Origin of the sequence: Ulvibacterium marinum, from assembly GCF_003626755.1 — a bacterium.
GTDB lineage: Bacteria > Bacteroidota > Bacteroidia > Flavobacteriales > Flavobacteriaceae > Ulvibacterium > Ulvibacterium marinum.
In genome coordinates this window covers 36651-56014 of sequence record NZ_RBCJ01000003.1, presented here as the reverse complement: position 1 = coordinate 56014, position 19364 = coordinate 36651, and the positions used below count along the sequence as shown (strand labels likewise).

Genomic DNA, 19364 nt, shown 5'->3' with positions numbered 1-19364 from the left:
AGATTCTATATACAGTTACTTTTTAATGAATTATGGTTCGGATTTATCGTCGACCCTAGCCCCAAGTTCTTCCACCTTGGACCTGGCATGGGTTCCGTACCACGAAATGGTATCCAATTCCGAAGCCTTTTTGTAATACTTGAATGCTGTTTCTAGTTCGCCATACGCTTCATGGCTCTGTCCCAAATCATGATAGGTTTGGTAGGATTGGGGATAGAGTTCCAAATTCATATGGAGCAAGTCTATGGAGCTTTTATAGTTTCCCAGAAAATGATACCAATAGGCCAACATCAACATTTCATAATCATTAAAAAAAATCCGATTCTTATAATTTTCCCTTAATTCGTCAAAAACGGTTCGCCCTTTTTCCACCCCTTCATCCAAGACTAACTGGAAAAATTGTGACTGGGACAACGGGGCCTCCACATTTAGTTTTTGATACTGCTCTATGGTCATGTCCGGGAAATTTTCGGTTACCACATGATTTCGTATATAATCCAATACCTCTTTTGCCTCTGTATTTTTTTTCGTTTTGATCAATTCATCGGCAAGACCTATCAATTCTTCCTCCAAAACATAATGGGTATTCAATGAATCCAGAATAGCTTTCGGATACATTGCAATTGCGGTTTCCAAACCATCTTCCTTGATCAGGTCAACAAAGGGGGTTACCTCTAGATTGGTAAGCGTCTGTCTGTTATTGCCTTCTGAATCGGTTACAACTATACTGTTTCGGCCTATCCTACTGGAGTGAAAGGTAAGGTGTTTGCCATCCGGGGATACCCGGGCTTCCAAATCCCAATTTGGGGAATCCGTAATCCTTTGCCATTTTTTTGTGGCTACCTCAATACGATAAATCTCATACTTAGGTTCATCCTTATTGCTATAGAAATAAATATGTTTGCCATCGGCCGACCAAACAGGTGCCCCATCATCCGACCAAGATTCCGTTATCCGCTCCAATGTACCGGTCTCCAGGTTCAATACCTCGATCTCCGGGTTTCCATACCTTCCTGAATTAAATGCCAACAGTTTTCCATTAGGATGCAGGGATGGATTCCCTACACCCCAATCAAAATAGGTGACCTGGGATTTCTCACCGGTCTTTACATGAAAATTATAAATATCCGACCCGTTTTCATTCTGTACCTCGGCATAGATAAGTTGGCTATCTAGGGAGAAAACCACTTGCGTGGACAGCACATCCTCTTCCTGGGACAGCATTCGAATATCCGAACCATCGCTGTTCATCATAAAAAGTGACCGTATCACGTCCCCTTGATCGGAGATGAACGCAATCTTTGTTCCGTCAGGAGAGCAAACGGGAAAACTATTTCCCCATCCCTCTTTAAGAAAGGTCAATTGTTGTATATCGCTTCCGTCGGCATTCATTCGAAATAAGTTTTGGGTGGGGTGCGAATTTCGGGTACTGGCAAATACGATTTTTTTCCCATCGTGGGACCATGAAGGTTGATAGTCCCAATATTCCGGGACAGTATATTTAGTAAGCGTATTGGAAGTTTCCTTGCATGAATTCCATCCGAAAGCAAGCATGCCGAGAAGAATAATATATATGTAGTTTTTCATGGGTTTGAAAATTAATTTTTCTATGATTTACAACATTAGAGTACCTAAAGATTAATTGAACTAAATTTTTCCATTATTTCGGATTAGGGTATGTTCATTTTATATATTCCGATAGTAGACTTTTTAACACTATAAAAAACATTCTTTTGATTTCTGGACCAGCTGGGCCAAGACTCAGAGTACCCATCATTGGTTAATCGTTTAATTCCATTGGTTTTTAAATCCATTACAAACAGGTCATGGGAATCATCCAACTTTTGCTTGCCCTTAAAACAAATCTTGTTTCCATCGGGCGACCAGCGTACGCCTTCATAACTCTCAAAGGGAATATGAAATCTTTTTCGGTTATTGTTTTCAAGTGACATGGTATAACTCTTAACTCCGGAAGCCGTATATGTGGTAAAGGCAATTGTTTTGTCCCTTCTATTGTAGTCACTTACTACAGCATCGGAACCATCATCGAATAATAACGTCACCTCTCCGGTCCCTAAATGGACCTTCCAAAGCTTTAGATTGTCTCTTCCCTGAGTACGTGCGCTCATTACCAGATAAGGAGCCTCGCACCAAACTGCATGGTCTACAAAACCTACATGCGTAATTTTAGTCTTGCTTTCATTCTTAAGATCTACGTACCAAAGATTATTGGTGTCAATCCATCCCCCCTCGGAAATGGTTGCGATTATTTCATGAGGTTTTGACATCCAATTGGCGCTTTTACCAAAGAATTCACCTGTATCGACTGCCTTAAGAAAGTTCCCTTCCATATCCAAGGTTACCGCCATGTCTTCCTTGCCGATAGTATCCGTAATGGCCAATATCTGCAATCCATCTGGCGAGATCTTGGGGTTTTGGTATTTGGCCCTGCCCATGGTAACCTGTTCTATCCGCTCGTCCAAGATGGTGTTTTTGAAAATGTGATGATCCTGTTTTTCAAAGGAGAAGAAAATGGAATCACCAATAATCTGATTAATGATAAACACTCCTAAATTTTGGGTCTTCCGTTGGATTTCTCCATTGCTTATTTGAGCGGAGAAAATATCGGTTTTTCCTCCATATCTTCTGGATAGGAAATACACCGTTTCATTACCATCCCCCCATCTAACGCCAAAATCCTCCGAGGAATTATGGGTTAGTTGTTTAAGGTTGTTACCATCCAAATCCACTACAAAAACGTCCGTCATTTTACCATCCCATGTAGTATAAAAAGCTATCTTTTTACCATTGGGAGACCACTTAGGAATCCATTCGTTATCAGGGTGATCCGTAATTTGATTTAATGCCCCATTGGTTAGAGATACCGTCCAGATATCCCGACTACCAAGTCCTGTACCGGAGAAGACTATCGAATTCCAATCGGGAGACCAATCCGGCCATTCGGCTACGATGGAATCAGGTGTAATCCTTTTAAGTGTCCGACGATCAAATGGATCCATTGTCCAAATACCAATTCCATCCCTGTACGACGTAAACGCTATCAATGAACCATCCGGAGACCATACCGGATGTGAGTCCCTGGTAGGGTTATCCGTCAGTTGGATTATTTCACCTGTAGTTTTCTTTTTTATATAGATATTTTCATTTCCGGCCCTGTTAGAGGAAAACAGATACATGGAACCATCCGGAGATATTTGGAACCAAACTTCATCCCCGTCGGAAAAGTCTACTACTTTTTCTATTTGGTCAGTAGAACTTTCTGGGTAATGGCATGCAGAAAAACCAAAGAGAAAAACTGCAAGAGCCAACTTTAGGGCTTTCATTACCTGGGATTCTAATTCTTTGTCCATTTCTTGCTAATACATACTCAAGTTACCAGAAGCCCTTCCAACAGCTTCAAAAGCAAAAACAATTAATTGTTGGTCTTCATGCCCATATTTTTATTGACTCTCAAAAAACGATCCATCATTTTTTCACCATAGGCAGTAAATGGCTATAGAGCAATTTAATCGGCCCAATTTCCTCGCTATAGGTTGCCGAATCGTTTTGGGTCATAACGATTACCATATCATATTGGGGAATTACAAATAGGAACTGTCCCCAATGCCCATAGGCCATCAGAATATCAAATGAATTTTTGGTCTTCGTTTTTTCCAGCGGCAATAACCACCACATGCCTCCATACCCTGCAGGAATGCCGCCATGAAATTTTTTAACCAGAGGAACGGCATTTGTCAATATCCCGTGAATCCAATCTTCGGGAAAAATCTGTTGTCCCTCCCAACAACCATTCCTTAAATACAGATACCCTATTCGTGCCAAATCGATCGGCGTAAGAAAAAGTCCGCCCCCGGTATGCGGAATACCCTTATGGCCCCAAGACCATTGGGCACTTTTAATGCTAAGGGGGCCAAATAGAAACTGTTGTGCAAAATCCTTTGTGTCCATCCCGGTGGCATTTTGAAGAAGGCCACCCACTAAGATGGCTATCCCGCTGTTGTAGTGCCATTTCTTGCCCGGGGCCAATTCCATTTCGTAATCCAGGACATATTTCATTCTATCGCCTTTGTATTGGTTTAAGGGGCCAAGGTGACGCTCCCCGGTCCATGCCTGGCCCGTACGCATATTAAGGGCATTTTGTAGGTTCATGGCCCTTTTTGCGCTCTCATCATTTTCAACGGTTTGGTATTCAGGAAAGAAATCGAGGATTTTTTGATCAAGGCCCTGGATAAAGCCTTGTTGAATAGCAACCCCGACCAAAGTACTGGTAATACTTTTGGTTACCGATTGCAAGGTATGTGGTTTGGACACCTCATATTCCCCAAACCTTTCATTAACTACCAGATATCCATTTTTCACTATGACCAGCGATGTGATGGGTCGTAAAATCCGATTGTTCCTAATCTTTCGGACTAAATCTTGCAATTTCCCCCCATCTAATCCTTGACTTTGTGGAGTATCGGTCCGCCAAGCTTCTTTAGGAAAGTAATTGTCTCCATAGTTTTTGAAATATGCGACGAGATCTTCCCGAGGCGCCCTGATCCAATCCTTTTCGTTTTGGGCTATTACCCTATCAGCCTTAGAGCTGACAAAAACGACCCATAAAAAGAGGACAAGAAATCTCATAGTATACCCGACTTAAACCAGCATGAAAGTAGTGTACATAGGCAACAGGTCTTTCGTTCCAAATCCAAAATCCGTACGGATTCATGAATTCATACGAAATAGGGTAACTCACGACCTCTTGGTCAAGATAGTGTAGATATATTCAGAGCTATAGAAGATCCGGTAACGCCGGCGTCTTCTCCCAATAGTCCTTTTAATAGCAAAAGCTAGCTATTTGGGAAAACATCTTGTTAAAAAAGAAGCTTATGAAAAAAGCGTGCGTTCACCCTTCCATTATCTCCTTTTTGTTTATGGTTTTTTGTTTGGGTCAAAAGGAAGGAACAAACCAGGAAAGTATACTTTTCTTCGAAATTCTTGATGAATCGGTCCCGTCCTGGTATCCCGATGATTCCAAAATCGTTTTTGCTTCTATCAATCATTTGGGGAATTCCCAGTTATATACCATCACCCTTAAAACCAAGGTAATTGAACCGATCGGCGCTCCGGAATACACTGCAAAATACCCTTCCTGTAGTTCAAATTCTAAAATGCTCTATTATCTATCCGATAAGAGTGGAATCCCTGAAATCCATAGCCTATCCTTGGATGGCAAGGATGAAAGGCAAATTACATTTGACGGTATCAAGAAAAAGTTCCTGGTAATTTCGCCTAACGGAAAAGAAATTGCCTTTATCCGATATCCCATAAAAAATAAAACCACTTCCGAACTCTGTGTTTTAGATCTAAGTTCGAGAGCGGTCACTGTGCTACATGAAGACCCATTGGGTTATTTGGGTTGGCCCTCTTGGGATTCCAATGGAAATTATATCTATTCCTATAAGTTGTTTAATAACTCCAGGAACAATATCCTTCGCGCTGACAGACAAGCCCAAAACAGCGAATTCCTCTTTACTACCGAAAAAGGGGATACTTGGAATGCACAGGCTACCCCGGATGGGGAGGGAATATACTATTTGTACAATCCCACCGTAAAGGGCGAATGGGGAAACAATTCCGAAATCCGTTACAGAAAAAACAAGAGTCAAGAGGATAACCTAGTTTTTAACGGTCCTAGGTATGAAAACGGTTTGGCCATAAGCCATGATGGTTCCAAAATTGCCTTTTCCTCGGACATCACAGGCTATTATCAGTTGCACATTCTGGACACGGAGAGCCGAAATGTGGAGCAACTTACCTTTCAAACGGAAATGGAACTTTGCACTATCATTAGAAAACAGGGAATGGATGCCGGTAGAAAACATTATGATACCAATAGGCACAGGGGAAAACTATTCTCGGAAAAAGCCATTTCTTATTTAATTCAGGATATGGAAAGGAACCTTACAAATTCGGATAAGGCATATTTAAGTCGACTTATCAAAGAATAGTAACCATTTTTGAAATCTACAGCTATACTGTATTTAAACCCAAGCACATGCCCCATGGTTCGTAGGAATTACCGAATACATTTTGATAAAGATCACTTAATCATTCAACTATGTTATACTGCCTTTAGTCGGAAATTTTATTGAGCCGCTAATACCCCTATCGCTTGGCATAAGTTCAGAACAAAGTAAAACCGATAAATTGAAAATTTCATTTATAGAATAAAGAAGAATGTTCCTACACCCCCCTAAAATAGGACAATACCGATGTTTTTCATCCCCTACCGTTTACCATACGAAACCTACCGCTTAGGGGATTGGGCCAAAATCTACAGGTATCCCCACTTAGCTTTGTATCAACTATGCCCCGTTCCCCCAAGCCGGTAGCCGTCTCGTATTTTGACGGATCTAAGGCAAGCATGTTACTTAACCTGACAACCGACCAATGGCCTCAAAAGACCGATTTTTAAAAAACATTTGGGTAGTTCCCCTACTTATACTTATTTCTAATTCTACAATAGGTTTTGGACAGTGTCTTACACCCTTCAATTTCAGTTCGGATGCCGATGGCACGTTCGAGTCCTTGTCAAGCGTAGCCAGTAACAACGCATTCAACTTTAGTAACGTAATTGCTCCGTCAGGATGGTCTCCCTCTATTGGTATTACCGGTGCATGGGTTTCCCCAATGCCCCTTACCGGGTCGAACCTTCTTACCGGAATCGCTGACGGGATGCCCTCTTCCCCTGATGGGGGTGTTTTCGTGGGTGGATACGTATTCACTTCGAATGTAGGCGTATCCTTTGTTGCTACGGTAACCGGTTTGGATATCGGCGAAACCTATGTTTTGAGGTTTTATCAGGCCAATGCGGGTATCGACGGGAACACGCCCATAGACCCAAACCAAAGGGCACGATGGAACGTAACCTTCGGAGCCCAGAATTTCTTTAGTACGGCCATGGACTATAAAGGAGAGGGCAACCAAATATGGATGGAGGAGGAAATGACCTTTACCGCCACGGCAACATCGCAAGACTTAACCTTTAGGGTAGACAATGACGCTACTGGCTTCAATTACGAATATATGGCCCTGGATGGGGTAAGGTTGTTCGTTGGTAACGATACGGATGGTGATGGGATACACGATTGTATTGATCTCGATGACGATAACGATGGAATAACGGATATAGATGAAGGGCATTCCTGCCCAAGTATCACACTTGGAGAAGTATACGTAAACACCGAAATTGGTGAAATTGCAACCTATAATCTTGAGACCAACGCGGTAAATGTACTGTGCTCCGGGCTTCAGTTATCCGGAGATATCGGAATAGCTCCGGACGGTCAAATTTATACCATTGAATTTAACGCGTCGACTTCAGATATAAAAAGAGTCGATCTAAATACCTGCACTGAAACTATTGTTGGAACAGCGCCATTTGCAAACGGCAATGCCATGTCCTTCCTTCCGGATGGTTCAGCCTTGGTTGGTTTTCCAGCGAATCCTACCATTTACAGGGTTACACTGTCCCCATTTACCATTACCCCATGGGCCACCATACCGGGCTTCGGTCCAGGAGGAGACTATTCCTTGGTGAATGGAAAAATATACTACTTGGCCATTTCAATAATGGCCCCTTCTTCATATTCTATCATTGAACTGGATATAGATCCCATCACCTATGCCTATGTGAGCAATTCCGCACCTACCCTCCTTCCAGGACCGGCCTTTGGAGCGTCTATTTCCGGGAGCTGTCAAGTGGTCCTTGGTGCAATTGACACCATGGTAATCTTGGATGACGTCACTACAGGTATTGCGGGGACCACAATAACCACTTCAATCCCTCAAATAGGCGCTATTTATGGATTGGCCAGTGTATATGAAGCGGATGGCTGCAACAACGATTGTACGGAAATCGATACTGATAACGATGGTATCGCGGACCATTTGGACACGGATAGTGATGGCGATACCTGCCCGGATGCCGTGGAGGGTGGAGGTTCTTTTACCAAAAATGACCTGGATGCCAACAACAGATTGGTCGGGCCCGTAGACACCAACTCTTCTAGTCCAAGTTATGGTATCCCCTTGGCGGTGGGTAGCGGGCAAGCTGTTGGATCCGCACAGGACAATACCTTGCGTTTGGGTTGCCCTACCCGGATTATCACCAATAGGAGGGTAACTTATAGGGTTAAGAGGGATTGAGGAAAGACTGGCCTATATCGGGGCACAACCAAACGTACATTTCTTAACGGAAAAAACTTCATTGGAATACCACGTCCTGCAGGTACTTACTTTTCCAAGTTAGGTAGGGGTGTGTTTTTCCAGTACTCATTTTTAAGGCCTTCTTTGTTTATGGGCTGTAATACATTATCCAAAGGCAGTACCTTTTGCATAAGCCCTACCGTATCCAATTCTTGTTTGGTCTTTAGCTTTGCCTCCTGGGTAAAAAACTCCCGATATTGATGGATATATTCCCATTTTCTTTCATCTAGTTTGTTCCCGAGACGGTCTTTGATATTCCTAGGGGCAAATTTCAAATTTGGAACTTGAAGACGTTCTTTAGGATCGAATAAATAATCAAATGTTTCCTTAGAGCGTTTATAATCCAAATGGGGGCATACCACAAAAGTAAGTTCGTCTTCCAAGAAGTAGAACTCCTTTAGTGGTAAAGCCTTATTTCTATAAAGGATTCTAAAATCACCGATTTTAATTTTACTTGGGTTAACCGGCATTTTGTTCAAGCGGACCCTAAAGGTACGATCTCCTAAGTTTAAGCGGAATTTAGATTTAAATGCCGCAGGTCTTTGCAACAGTATCTTATTGTAAAACGAAATATAAGCTAAGAACATTTGGCCTCGGGCACCTTTTGTGTATTCTATTTGAATGTGGTACAGCATTTCCCCATTCATTTTTTTGAATCCATCCGTGAACCTTTCCTGGGCATTTTCCGCCACACGGTAGAACAAAGGTTGCCTCCTTTTAAATAAGGCATAGTCGAGCTTATGGATAGCGAACCCATCAGTATTAATAAAGATCCTACCCTCCGCACGATAATTTTTATCTTCATAGGTCAAATCGATTTCGTATACCCTTTCTTTATTAAAGTTGGTTTTTCGAAGAATTCGAAACTGATGGTTCTCTATAAAGTGGGTAGAAAGGGAATCTATGAACGAAAAGGATTCCAGGCCATAATTCCGAATGGCATCATGTAATCGTAAAGTAATAAATTCATTACCGCCATCATTCCTCATTCTTGCATTGGGCACTATCTTGTTTCGGCCTGAATAGTCATAAGGTTGTCTTGCAAACGGATCGACCTCAAAATCGAGATTTTTGGTATATGAATACAATTGGTATTCATTATCAAGAATGTTCTTGGTTGTAAAACCTTGGTCCTGAACATTAATGATGGCTTCGTTTAAGTTGATATAGTTTCCATTCTTAACTTGATAATCGCGATAATATCCAACGATTTCAAAATTTTCTGAAGGATAGTTCTGTGGAATACTGTTCACCGCAATTTTAACGATCTGTTTGGCGGTAAGCCCTCGGATTTTGGCCGAAACCACTGCTTCGCTCAATTGAAACCCTCCTGGCTGTAGCACTATGATGTTGCTTTGTCCCTCGGTTAAGTCTTCCATCAATACCTCCTTGGTCACATAACCCATACATGAAATCTCCAAAACATCGCCCAACGCCTTAAATCGCAACGGTATCTTAAACGTGCCATCTATATTGGTGATTACGCCCAGGGCCTTATCCTTTACCCGAATACTGGCAAACGGAATGGTCTCATTTTTAGTGGAGTCGATCAACTGCCCAAATATGAAATCCTCCCTTTGTGAAAAGCAAGAAGTCGTTATCAATACGAGCAATAAAAAAAAGGAATTCCTAAACCGCTTTTTTGCCATACTAATCCATTTTTCCCTGTAAGGGTGTGTTCATCCAATACTCTTGATCATCCTTAGATTCTTCAATGGGTTGATCCTTGAATATGGGTTTTCTCTTATTCATGAATTTGACATCAAATGGTGCACGAGAATCCAATTTTACCCTTTGAACAAAGAACTCCCTGAATTGCTGATAACTCTCCACCCTTGGCACATTAACTGAGTTCCCTTCAAAATCCTTTACGTTCCTGACCTGTATGTCCAACAATTCGCTGTCAAAGCTTCTCTTCTTCGCGGCCACATCAATTTCACGCATTGTCTTGGCCAAAGTTCCTTCTTTTAAATCGGGATAGACCTTTACCGAGTCCTTGAACACCTCCAGTTTGTCAACTTCCCATTGAGCCCCTTTAAAGGTAATGGTGTAGTTACTTTTGATTTTGGCGGAAAGCGGATCGATGGGTCGATTGAATTTTAACACGAAATGACTCTCTGAGAGAGAAAGGTCTACCTCATTCATTTCAAATATGGGCGGAAGGTTAAGCCTGAAACTATTGTGAAAGGAGATATAGCTTAAATACATTTTCCCCTTGATCCTGTTGTATTTCGTAACCACATCAAAAATCATTTTACGCTTGTGGCCGTGTTTATTCTTAATCCCCGACTCATTCTTTTCAGTCGAATCGTACAGGGTATATTCCATTTTATAAATGGCGTAATCGGTTTTGGAAATATATAGTTTTGCGTGGGCCCTATAGCCCGGTTTTTGCCCTTGGCCATCGATTACATACAATGCCTCATCGGCCAGATAGGTCTCTTTGTTTTTCGAAAATTTATGATTGGTCAAAAAATCCTCCTCCAACCTGCCGACAAAATCATAAGAATATACATTGAAGTTCCTTAGGGCATCGTGAATTCTCAAGTTCGTAAATTCGTTTCCATCGTAATTCTCCAAATAGGCCTTGTCTATTATTTTCGTTCCGGTACTATAATCATATTTCTGGGAGGCAAGCGTATCCCGTTGAAAGTCCTCGTTCATTTTCGTATTGAGCAATTGTACTTCGGAAGTCCCAAAATCATCCTGGTCAAAACCTTGGTCGAAGACCTCTAAAATTGCTTCGTTCAAATTAAGGTAGGCACCATTCTTCCTCTGATAATCGCGATAGTAGCCCACTATAGAAAAAGAACGTATTGGATAGTTTTCGCCTATGGCCTCAATGGCCATTTTTACTATGGCATTGGCAGAATAATTCCTTCGCTTTCCCTTGGCCTTCACAATGGCCTCATCCAGCACTATGGTATCTGGATTTAATCGTATCCGGTTGAGGGTCCCTTCCATCAAATTTGCAATGGGAATTTCCCTTGTTTTATATCCCATGGACGATATTTCAACTATATCACCATATTCCCTATACCTCACGGGAATTCTAAAACTACCGTCCTCATTGGTAATAACGCCCAGGGCCCTGTCCTTGATCCTGATATTGGCAAATACAACGGGATCCTTCGTTTTAGCATCTATAAGTTTTCCGACAATGTAGTCTGGATCTTGGGCCAGCAAAGACCATGAAAATAGCAGTACTACGCTATAAACGATGTAAGTGGCTCTATTTTTTGGCATTGGAGGAACACGTTTTGGTTTTCCGCACTTATCGCTAGGAGTGCCGCGAATGACGAGGAATACCCCTCGTTTTATAATACAACCCTTAAAATATGGCTTTTCGTGGACTTTTCCTACCGCTCTGTTTAAGCAACCCTAAAAAATGTCGTCCCATCTAAAAATAAAAGCAGTGTTCCTAACAAAATCGGCAAACACTTTTGTTTATTAAGCTAAATAAAGCCTAGAATAGCTAGAGAAATCCGAGGTGTTTTTTTAAAAAGGTGGTAAGAAAATCAATTTACTATTGATCACACCCAAGGCATCTTGAATCATTTTAAGGAGTAAGCTACCAAAAATTGACAGAAAAGGAATTAAACACAAAACGTCATGTATCAATTGCCTGGGAAGTGGTCGTTTTTGGACGCACCGTATGGTTGAGCTTCAGTGGATTTAAGAACGAGGCAATAAGTGCATATCAAGACATGCTACTGCTTGTTTACGGAAAAAGTACCATTATTTCCGCTCGACGCATTCCATGATCCCGTCAATTGCGTTTTAGAATAGGGTGCCGTGAATGAGACTGAAGTACCATCACATTCATCATTGCCTTTAGCTTTAAAAGATTCCCCTAACACTTCCCACTTTGCAGTCAACGGGCAATAAGGAGAATCGGCTCCTTCACCTGACATAGTTCCATCACTTTTTAAATCAATGACAATCTCTGCCTCGCCAAGACCCCCGTTTATGGTGCCGACCCAATTACCTATTAGGGCTTGGTCAACTTTCCCTTCTTGAGTTTCTTCTGCCAGACCATCATCCGATGATGAGCATGTGATGCCCATTATCGCTGTTAAAAGAAGTAGAGTTCTTGATATCGAATTTGCCTTCCATTCCATGTTCTTCAGAATTTAAGTTAAAATACCTTTAAAATATGAATCAGGACGATAATATTGTACAGATGGTTTCCAAAAGTGTGCAATTAGTTGGTTCACCGAATGTTCATTCATCAAATCGATAATTTGAACCTCGTCAGATCGCTGTTTTACATACAAAAGGTATTGATTGAATTAAAACGTTATTAGAATCAACCTAAAGCTTAAACATAATCGGGCCGAATAATATCTCTAATCGGCTTAGGTAATCCGAAGCGTTGTTAGAAAGGCAGTTCGGAGCTTTTTATGGTCTGGGCCTGCCTGCGGGCAGGGCTGGATTGATTTCTTCGCTTCACTCAGGAATCGGCCAAAGGTTGGTCTCCAATAAGCCAATCCCAATGCCAACAGATGCTGGCATGGTCGTTTTTTGGACTCACTATGAAACTTACTTTTTATCATAATTTAGCATTATGATAATTATATATAACCTGTCAATTTATAGATGGCTTGTTCTGCGAGGCTATTAAAAAATAATACGGGCTAAGCGTGAAATGTTTACCCCTCCCAAACGAACCGCCTAAATCTTAATCTGCTGAAGCATCTCCCTCGCGCTTTTACCGATTTCCCCATTTAAATCCAACGAAATCGTTTTTTCGAGGAATTCAATGGCTTTTTCCGTATCCCCGGCTTTTAAATATGCTTGTGCCAAGTTTTTCCAAGAATTTGCAGAATTTGGAAATAGTTGTGTAACAAACGATAATATTCCAATGGCAGCTTGCACTCCTTCCGTTCGGCCACTCTTTGCCAGATGTAATCCAGCTTTGCCCAATTCAGTTTCAAAATCAAAAAAAGTGTACCTCGGGTCTTCTACCATTTTGGGAACCTCTTGTGCCAATTCCTGCATCTTTCCGGCTAGAAATAGGTCTGTTATATATCGCATGGGGTTCGGTTTAAAATCAATATCCGAGAATGCCAAGGCAGCATCGAGCACCGGGTCTTGATTGGATGCATATTCTTTAAAATTCATTTCCACGGGAATAGCAGGTGCGAGCCAATCGGCATTTTCCCAAGCTGGTTTTTTTTGCCACCAAGCGTAAGATAAATACACAGGAATTTTACTATTGGGTAAGGTTACCGGACGGTTATCCCCGTAAAAATTTACGTTTTCCGCCGTTGGTTCCCCAACAAAAATAGCGTTCGTAAAACTGTCCAATTCGTTAACAAGATTCTGACAAGCAGAAAACGTATTTCTTCCGATAATCACAAATAAGCTACCGACTTTATTTATTTTCTTGGTTTCAATAATACCCTTAACAACAGGCTTGTTCAAATAACTGTTTCCGCCTCCGTTCAACCGAACATCGAGAATCAATTTTTCAATAGCGTTATTTTCGATAAAGTCAAAAAGGCGAGCATAAAAAGACTGTGTATCTTCTTCAGGGTCGTTCTGTATTTGGCTATGTCTTACATATACTGCTTTCTCTTCAGGTAAGTATTTAAAAAAGTAAATCTTATCAAGATGTTCCATATACAAAGGAGTATGGTCTTGATTTCTGGCCTCCAACCAATTGCTATCTTTAAAAACATATCCATACCTGGACGGCACTTTTTCTCCCTTGGGTAACGAGGTAAATTGCTGTTTAAATGTTTTGCCCCCTTTCTCTAGGGTAAGCTCAACCGAATTCTCGAGTCTATCCGTAATACCTTGTGCCTGCAGCACTTCAGGTATAGTTAAATTATGTATTCCATAGGCCTTGAAATACTGCGTGTTTTCGGCACTCACCACGGGATAGATTCTTTTTAATGCGTCCGCTATAGGTACCTTGTTGATTGCCAAAACCTTGGCTCCCAGTGCTTTTTGATAGTCTTTATGTACACCTTGAACATGTATACCATCATTAAACTGGTATAAATTTAAAGGCAGGTAGTGAAACTCAAAGGGTTTTTGGTGAAAACCAACACCCATATGACCGTATTTGAACAACCCAATAATTCTCGCCATTCCCACGATAATCTCATGATTCTCTAAATTCGGAATTTTCTTATAAAGCGTTTCAACTTCTGAATCGAAAATTTCTTCGGTCGTTTTTACGAATAGAAAAGGGTAGTCCTTGTGAACGGTATTTTGCAAGAAACGCAGATCTTCTTGCCATTGGGCGGTTGTCATGTTTTCTTGGGCGGGTAGCTGCAAGAAAAACAGAATATTTAGGATGAACAGCAATTTTTTCATGATATAGTATTTGTTTTGAAATGATTATTGGTGCAATATCATTTTTCCTATTTTTCAAGAGAAGTAGTTTTTTCCGAAATGTCGTAATGCGTAGTTGAATTGTAAATAGCGATGCTACTGATTCATCCACGTTTTAAAATCACTGGTTTTTGATCTGCTGACGATGAATTCTTGATTGCGTGGATTTGTAATGGAAAGTTTAAACCGATGGTTAAAATAGGGGGCTATTTTCTGGATAGCAGTTTTAGCAATGATTTGTCCTCGGTTGATTCTATAAAATTCGTTTTGATCCAAGGAACTGAACAATTCGTCTATAGTCTCCTCGATAATAAAACGTTTGCTGGCCGTAACCCCAAAAGTGATGCTATCCTCGGAATAGCAGTACAGCAGTTCTGAAATTTTAATTTGAACAAACCCGCCTCCCTCTTTAACCAATAGGCCCTCACGTTTTTGGTTTACTTGCAGACTACCGAGTAATTGTTTTAAAACGCCAGGAGCAATAGTAGCCGATCTATTTGATTTAACGAATTTGTTCAGCGCAAGACTCAAGTCATCCTTTTGAATAGGTTTCAACAAATAATCGATGCTATTCACTTTAAATGCCTGTATGGCATATTGATCGAAAGCTGTAGTGAAAATAATGGGTGCTTCCACCTCTGTTTTTTGAAAGATTTCAAAACTCAATCCATCCGCCAATTGAATGTCCATAAATACCAGGTCCGGAGCGGTATTTTCTCGAAACCACTTCACCGCTTCTTCAACGGTATCGATTATTCCCAACAAATGAAAATTGAAACTACACATTTTTAACATGCGTTGCAATTGTCCTGCCGCTCTCTGTTCGTCTTCAATGATCAATACTCGCATCCTAGTTCTTTTTATCTAATGTTGTTACTAATGGCAGAGAAACCATAAATCGACTTCCATCATTTTTGACTTCAATTGATTTGCCCGAAATCAGCTTGTACCGCTTTTCGATGTTCGCAAGTCCGACCTTTGTAGATGGTAATTTTGTAGATTTTGGTTCTATTTTATTATCGACGACCAATTTGTTATCGCGAACGGCTACATGTATTGTTAAGGGTTTCGCTTTGGATATTACATTGTGCTTTATCGCATTTTCGAGCAAAAGTTGTAGACTCATAGGTACGATCATTTTGTTTAAAAAGGTTTCAGGGATATCCCAGTTCAATTTCAGATTGTCCCCGAACCGCTCGGATTGTATGTGGGTATAGGCCTTGGCAAATCGCAACTCATTTTTTAGGAGAACTAAATTCTCGTTGCCGGCTTCCAGTAAAAAGCGGTACATATCAGATAACTTGTCCACAAATTCCTTAGCTTCCTCCTTGGAGTTTTGATCGATGATATCGCGAAGTGTATTTAAGGTATTGAAGAAAAAGTGAGGTTGGGCTTGATTCAATAAAGCATCCAATTGAGCTTGTACTAGGAGTCGTTTTGAATGTTCTTCTTCCCTTACCGATTTTTTAAGTCGTACGTTGTAATAAATAGCTTCGTATATGGCCATGCTCATAATAGTAATTAATATTATAGGCAATAGTACTTTTAACCTGGACAGGGTAACCATGTAGTTAACACCATGGATTTGGGATATTAACGTACCCCCTAGAAAATCAACCGAAACCACGGTGCCTACAATAGCCAGAAAAAATAAGGTAATACGCTTAGTATCATCACTAAATGCGGGGTATTTTTTACGTAAATAAATCATGATCGATCGATTGATAAGCCAATCAACAATCGTAAAGAACAGGGATACCCCCCAACTAAAAACTTTTTCGGTCAAAGACAGAACCTGAAGCGGATCATTGAAAAGGTAAGCCGCAATACAACTTATGATCAGAATTCCAATAATGGAAAACCAAAGGTCGTCAAAGCCTAAATATTTTATACGTTCCTCTTTATTAAGTAGCATTGTAATAGGGTTGTTTTAAAATGATCGGCGACCCAGCCTTTACTTGATAAATATAAATCGGTTTTACAAAAAGAAGGGTACTCCGAAACGGATTAAGTATATTATTTAGTTCGAATTGAGTACTTATATAAACAGTCATAAGACGCTAGCGGAATTATTATCACCCATGCAATTCAAAAAACTGATCTATTCAAATTACCTAACTACTAACAGACAAGTCTGTTTTTGATTATTGACTTAGCAGATGACCTACAGTTTCCTGATCAAGACACCAATAATATAATTAGTTATCCTAGATAACGCCGCTTTTTACAGACATATTGAATTTCATTAATGAACAATACAATCATAAGTCGGTCAAATATTAGCCCGTGTGATGTTTAATGAAATGACTTTAGGCTCAATCGTCGTTAAATTCGGTTGAATTATCAAAGATTTGACAGATTTGGCAAACATACTGGCACTTAAATATGGGATTTTTAGCTCATTTGCTATTGCCAGCTTGGTGACAACATTTCTTTTTAAACCAACTTTTCCTTTTTGTAGCGTATACCAACTCCTGTAATAGCTTGACCTAAACCCAAAAAATTGACCTTTGGTAATATTGTATATTTGTAGTAAACGATATGGATGAGAATCAGGGCAGAGATTACCAGCAAATACATTAACGAGACAGATCGCAAAGTGGCCGTAGTGGCCAATGCCCTTGCACACCCTTTACGAGTGGCACTGGTACGCTACCTTAGTACCAAAAATTATGGCCGTGGGGTGGACAATGTTACCTGCAACAAGGACCTTGTTAAAATGTTCGACTATTCCCAGAGTACTGTTTCCCAACATGTAAAGATTCTAAAAGAGGCCGGTCTTTTTATTACCGAGAATAAGGATAAGTTCACTTTTTATACCCTTAACAAAGAACTACTGGAAGAGTTCCGGGACTTCCTTAAACTGTAATCCCTTTCAAATATTAATTTGTTGTTAAAAGCTAAAGAGGTTTCTTGTTTTTAATTAAATTCGTCTATCGCTTATTAACGATTTATAATTAAAAACCTACCCTATGATTCAAAGAACATTACTCCTATTGGCCCTATTTGGCCTCAGCCAATTTCGGGGGCAGATAGCTCCCTTGGAACCTGTTAAGGCGCACTACAAAACCCTCCAACAACTCAGCTCAGCACCTAATCCGGAACGCGCCCCTTTGGACAAAAAGAGTTTTCCCCCAGCGGAGTACAGCAGTGGCACCTTAATCTATACCATGGTGGAACCCGCCTACCTTTCGTCCGCTCAGGTAGAAATTTTGAAAAGCAGCGTGCAGTTTCCTGCCAATAGTTCGGACCAAACTCGGGCTGAGCTGGACTTTTTGCTAGAATGGCAAGAAAAACGTACCCCGGCCCAGGAGAATAAATCCTCCAATATCTTGGCACCCATTGGGTATTGGCCACATGCCGCTGTCCTCAAAAACCATAATCGCTACGATGAAAATATGCAGCATCTTTTTTACGAGGGAAGAACCGTAATGGGGAATGAATGCACTCCAAAAAATTATCCGCATACCGCCAAACTGATGCAAGGCATTACCAAAGACATGCGTATTATGGAGTTCACCGTAAAATATCATTTGCTGCGTGCCCGTCCCTACCATTTAGAGCCCCGCTTGCAGCCCTTGGCCCGGATTTCGTCCCCTTCCTTTGCCAGCGGACATACGCTTTGGGCCTATATACAAGCCTTTGCATGGAGCGAGCTGATTCCGGCTAAAAGAGCTGAATTTTTGGAACTGGCCTACGAAGTAGGAGAGTCGCGCGAAATTATGGGTATCCACTATCCCAGTGATGAAGAAGCTGCACGAGTGCTAGCGCACAGCATGCTTACCGCAATGTTGGAAAACCGGGAATTCAAAGAAGATTTGGCTAAGGCTAAGGAAGAATGGAACTAAACTTTAGGGAAATTTCAACTCAAAAGCGGCCACAAAATAAATTCCGTTCTTATGGTTACCACGGGGTACATAAACCGTGGAGGTTGCTGTCATAAATTGTAGATCGCCCAAATAGAAATCGTCCTTTACAAGTTGAGTGGCTTTGCCATCGGCATCCAAATACCAAAGCGCACTATTTTCCACCGTGCTCAGTAAATGTCCACCATTATAGGTTGGCCAAAGCCCATCAAAATCTTTGATTGGTGGGCTTGTTTTTAGTTGCAAAATCTGTTTGGTAGACAAATCAATTATGGAGAGATGTGTGCCTCCCACCAGAAGTTGGTTATCTTGGGCATAAATGCCATTGGCCCATTCCAAAGCAGTTTCATCCTGAAGCCATACGATTAGTTCCTCTCCCTCCATTTTTAAGACAGAATGCGTGAAGGAAGCGGTAACAAATAGCTCTCCCTTTGTATTGATGGAGATATCGTTCAGTCCCGAATTCTTTACTGGTTCAGGGTAGGTTTTCAAAACCTTCCCGGATGAAGTATCAACGACCTTGAGCGCATTTACGTCGGCTACCCAAAGTTGGTCTTTGTGCAAGGCCATTCCAGTGGGTCGGCTAAGACTATCGACCCATTTAAGTTGTACCAAACTTCCATTTTTATCAAATTTTGATAGGAATCCATCCGTTCCCGGTGCAAACTTTTTCCCATTGGAGACATAAAAACATCCGTTTTTGGTATCAAAAATTATACTCTCCGGTTGTTGCAATCCGATACCCTTTCCCCATTTTTCAGAAGCCAGAATAGGAGCATCTTGTGCTTGCAGATAGCTTTGTGCATACATTATAAAGAAAACTAAAAAATAGGAGGTTCTGTGCATAACTATAAATTTATTAGATTCCTTTTATTTAGA

General features: G+C 41.0%; 14 protein-coding genes. 4 read left to right on the top strand and 10 right to left on the bottom strand.

Annotated features, from left to right (window positions below; translation table 11 throughout):
• Nucleotides 1–30 precede the first annotated feature (30 nt).
• The 3 genes from D7Z94_RS13305 to D7Z94_RS13295 all read right to left on the bottom strand — a co-directional run bounded on the left by D7Z94_RS13305 (nucleotide 31) and on the right by D7Z94_RS13295 (nucleotide 4647).
• Nucleotides 31–1587 carry a DPP IV N-terminal domain-containing protein gene (locus tag D7Z94_RS13305; RefSeq protein WP_120712108.1) on the bottom strand — a complete coding sequence of 519 codons (1557 nt, stop codon included), beginning with the start codon at nucleotides 1585–1587 and terminating at the stop codon, nucleotides 31–33.
• 83 nt (nucleotides 1588–1670) lie between these two features.
• A complete protein-coding gene (locus tag D7Z94_RS13300; protein ID WP_120712107.1) occupies nucleotides 1671–3371 on the bottom strand; it encodes a PD40 domain-containing protein in 1701 nt (566 codons plus the stop codon).
• A gap of 115 nt (nucleotides 3372–3486) precedes the next feature.
• On the bottom strand, nucleotides 3487–4647 hold the full coding sequence (locus D7Z94_RS13295) for a serine hydrolase domain-containing protein (protein ID WP_120712106.1): 1161 nt from the start codon (nucleotides 4645–4647) through the stop codon (nucleotides 3487–3489).
• A gap of 245 nt (nucleotides 4648–4892) precedes the next feature.
• Here D7Z94_RS13295 and D7Z94_RS13290 point away from each other — a divergent pair, with 245 nt between their 5' ends.
• Entirely contained in the window at nucleotides 4893–6014 is a 1122-nt protein-coding gene (locus D7Z94_RS13290) for a TolB family protein (protein WP_120712105.1), read from the top strand.
• 442 nt (nucleotides 6015–6456) lie between these two features.
• Nucleotides 6457–8214, top strand: coding sequence for a hypothetical protein (locus D7Z94_RS13285; RefSeq protein ID WP_120712104.1), 1758 nt, complete (start codon nucleotides 6457–6459; stop codon nucleotides 8212–8214).
• 86 nt (nucleotides 8215–8300) lie between these two features.
• Here the strand turns inward: D7Z94_RS13285 and D7Z94_RS13280 are convergent, their stop codons facing one another.
• The 6 genes from D7Z94_RS13280 to D7Z94_RS13255 all read right to left on the bottom strand — a co-directional run bounded on the left by D7Z94_RS13280 (nucleotide 8301) and on the right by D7Z94_RS13255 (nucleotide 16534).
• Nucleotides 8301–9923, bottom strand: a complete 1623-nt coding sequence (locus D7Z94_RS13280) for a carboxypeptidase-like regulatory domain-containing protein (protein ID WP_120712103.1) — start codon at nucleotides 9921–9923, stop codon at nucleotides 8301–8303.
• A gap of 1 nt (nucleotide 9924) precedes the next feature.
• Nucleotides 9925–11520, bottom strand: a complete 1596-nt coding sequence (locus D7Z94_RS13275) for a carboxypeptidase-like regulatory domain-containing protein (RefSeq protein WP_120712102.1) — start codon at nucleotides 11518–11520, stop codon at nucleotides 9925–9927.
• Nucleotides 11521–11984: 464 nt separating this feature from the next.
• Entirely contained in the window at nucleotides 11985–12341 is a 357-nt protein-coding gene (locus D7Z94_RS13270) for a hypothetical protein (protein WP_147415894.1), read from the bottom strand.
• Nucleotides 12342–12948: 607 nt separating this feature from the next.
• Nucleotides 12949–14601, bottom strand: coding sequence for a tetratricopeptide repeat protein (locus tag D7Z94_RS13265; RefSeq protein WP_120712100.1), 1653 nt, complete (start codon nucleotides 14599–14601; stop codon nucleotides 12949–12951).
• Nucleotides 14602–14715: 114 nt separating this feature from the next.
• A complete protein-coding gene (locus tag D7Z94_RS13260; RefSeq protein ID WP_120712099.1) occupies nucleotides 14716–15468 on the bottom strand; it encodes a LytR/AlgR family response regulator transcription factor in 753 nt (250 codons plus the stop codon).
• 1 nt (nucleotide 15469) lies between these two features.
• Nucleotides 15470–16534 (bottom strand): sensor histidine kinase, encoded by a 1065-nt coding sequence (locus D7Z94_RS13255; protein WP_120712098.1) that lies wholly within the window; start codon nucleotides 16532–16534, stop codon nucleotides 15470–15472.
• A gap of 630 nt (nucleotides 16535–17164) precedes the next feature.
• Here D7Z94_RS13255 and D7Z94_RS13250 point away from each other — a divergent pair.
• Together D7Z94_RS13250 and D7Z94_RS13245 are read left to right on the top strand one after the other, a co-directional pair.
• On the top strand, nucleotides 17165–17488 hold the full coding sequence (locus D7Z94_RS13250) for an ArsR/SmtB family transcription factor (protein WP_120712097.1): 324 nt from the start codon (nucleotides 17165–17167) through the stop codon (nucleotides 17486–17488).
• A 103-nt stretch (nucleotides 17489–17591) separates the two neighbouring features.
• Entirely contained in the window at nucleotides 17592–18467 is an 876-nt protein-coding gene (locus D7Z94_RS13245) for a phosphatase PAP2 family protein (RefSeq protein ID WP_120712096.1), read from the top strand.
• A 3-nt stretch (nucleotides 18468–18470) separates the two neighbouring features.
• On the opposite strand, the gene D7Z94_RS13240 is transcribed toward D7Z94_RS13245, so the two are convergent.
• On the bottom strand, nucleotides 18471–19331 hold the full coding sequence (locus D7Z94_RS13240) for an NHL repeat-containing protein (protein ID WP_147415893.1): 861 nt from the start codon (nucleotides 19329–19331) through the stop codon (nucleotides 18471–18473).
• Nucleotides 19332–19364 lie beyond the last annotated feature (33 nt).

What these genes read in the sequence shown, in the direction of transcription:
- D7Z94_RS13305 (WP_120712108.1), bottom strand. Translation starts at nt 1,587, where the DNA reads ATGAAAAACTACATATATATTATTCTTCTCGGCATGCTTGCTTTCGGA.
- D7Z94_RS13265 (WP_120712100.1), bottom strand. Translation starts at nt 14,601, where the DNA reads ATGAAAAAATTGCTGTTCATCCTAAATATTCTGTTTTTCTTGCAGCTA.
- D7Z94_RS13290 (WP_120712105.1), top strand. Translation starts at nt 4,893, where the DNA reads ATGAAAAAAGCGTGCGTTCACCCTTCCATTATCTCCTTTTTGTTTATG.
- D7Z94_RS13240 (WP_147415893.1), bottom strand. Translation starts at nt 19,331, where the DNA reads ATGCACAGAACCTCCTATTTTTTAGTTTTCTTTATAATGTATGCACAA.
- D7Z94_RS13285 (WP_120712104.1), top strand. Translation starts at nt 6,457, where the DNA reads ATGGCCTCAAAAGACCGATTTTTAAAAAACATTTGGGTAGTTCCCCTA.
- D7Z94_RS13255 (WP_120712098.1), bottom strand. Translation starts at nt 16,534, where the DNA reads ATGCTACTTAATAAAGAGGAACGTATAAAATATTTAGGCTTTGACGAC.
- D7Z94_RS13260 (WP_120712099.1), bottom strand. Translation starts at nt 15,468, where the DNA reads ATGCGAGTATTGATCATTGAAGACGAACAGAGAGCGGCAGGACAATTG.
- D7Z94_RS13295 (WP_120712106.1), bottom strand. Translation starts at nt 4,647, where the DNA reads ATGAGATTTCTTGTCCTCTTTTTATGGGTCGTTTTTGTCAGCTCTAAG.
- D7Z94_RS13275 (WP_120712102.1), bottom strand. Translation starts at nt 11,520, where the DNA reads ATGCCAAAAAATAGAGCCACTTACATCGTTTATAGCGTAGTACTGCTA.
- D7Z94_RS13250 (WP_120712097.1), top strand. Translation starts at nt 17,165, where the DNA reads ATGAGAATCAGGGCAGAGATTACCAGCAAATACATTAACGAGACAGAT.
- D7Z94_RS13300 (WP_120712107.1), bottom strand. Translation starts at nt 3,371, where the DNA reads ATGGACAAAGAATTAGAATCCCAGGTAATGAAAGCCCTAAAGTTGGCT.
- D7Z94_RS13245 (WP_120712096.1), top strand. Translation starts at nt 17,592, where the DNA reads ATGATTCAAAGAACATTACTCCTATTGGCCCTATTTGGCCTCAGCCAA.
- D7Z94_RS13280 (WP_120712103.1), bottom strand. Translation starts at nt 9,923, where the DNA reads ATGGCAAAAAAGCGGTTTAGGAATTCCTTTTTTTTATTGCTCGTATTG.
- D7Z94_RS13270 (WP_147415894.1), bottom strand. Translation starts at nt 12,341, where the DNA reads ATGGGCATCACATGCTCATCATCGGATGATGGTCTGGCAGAAGAAACT.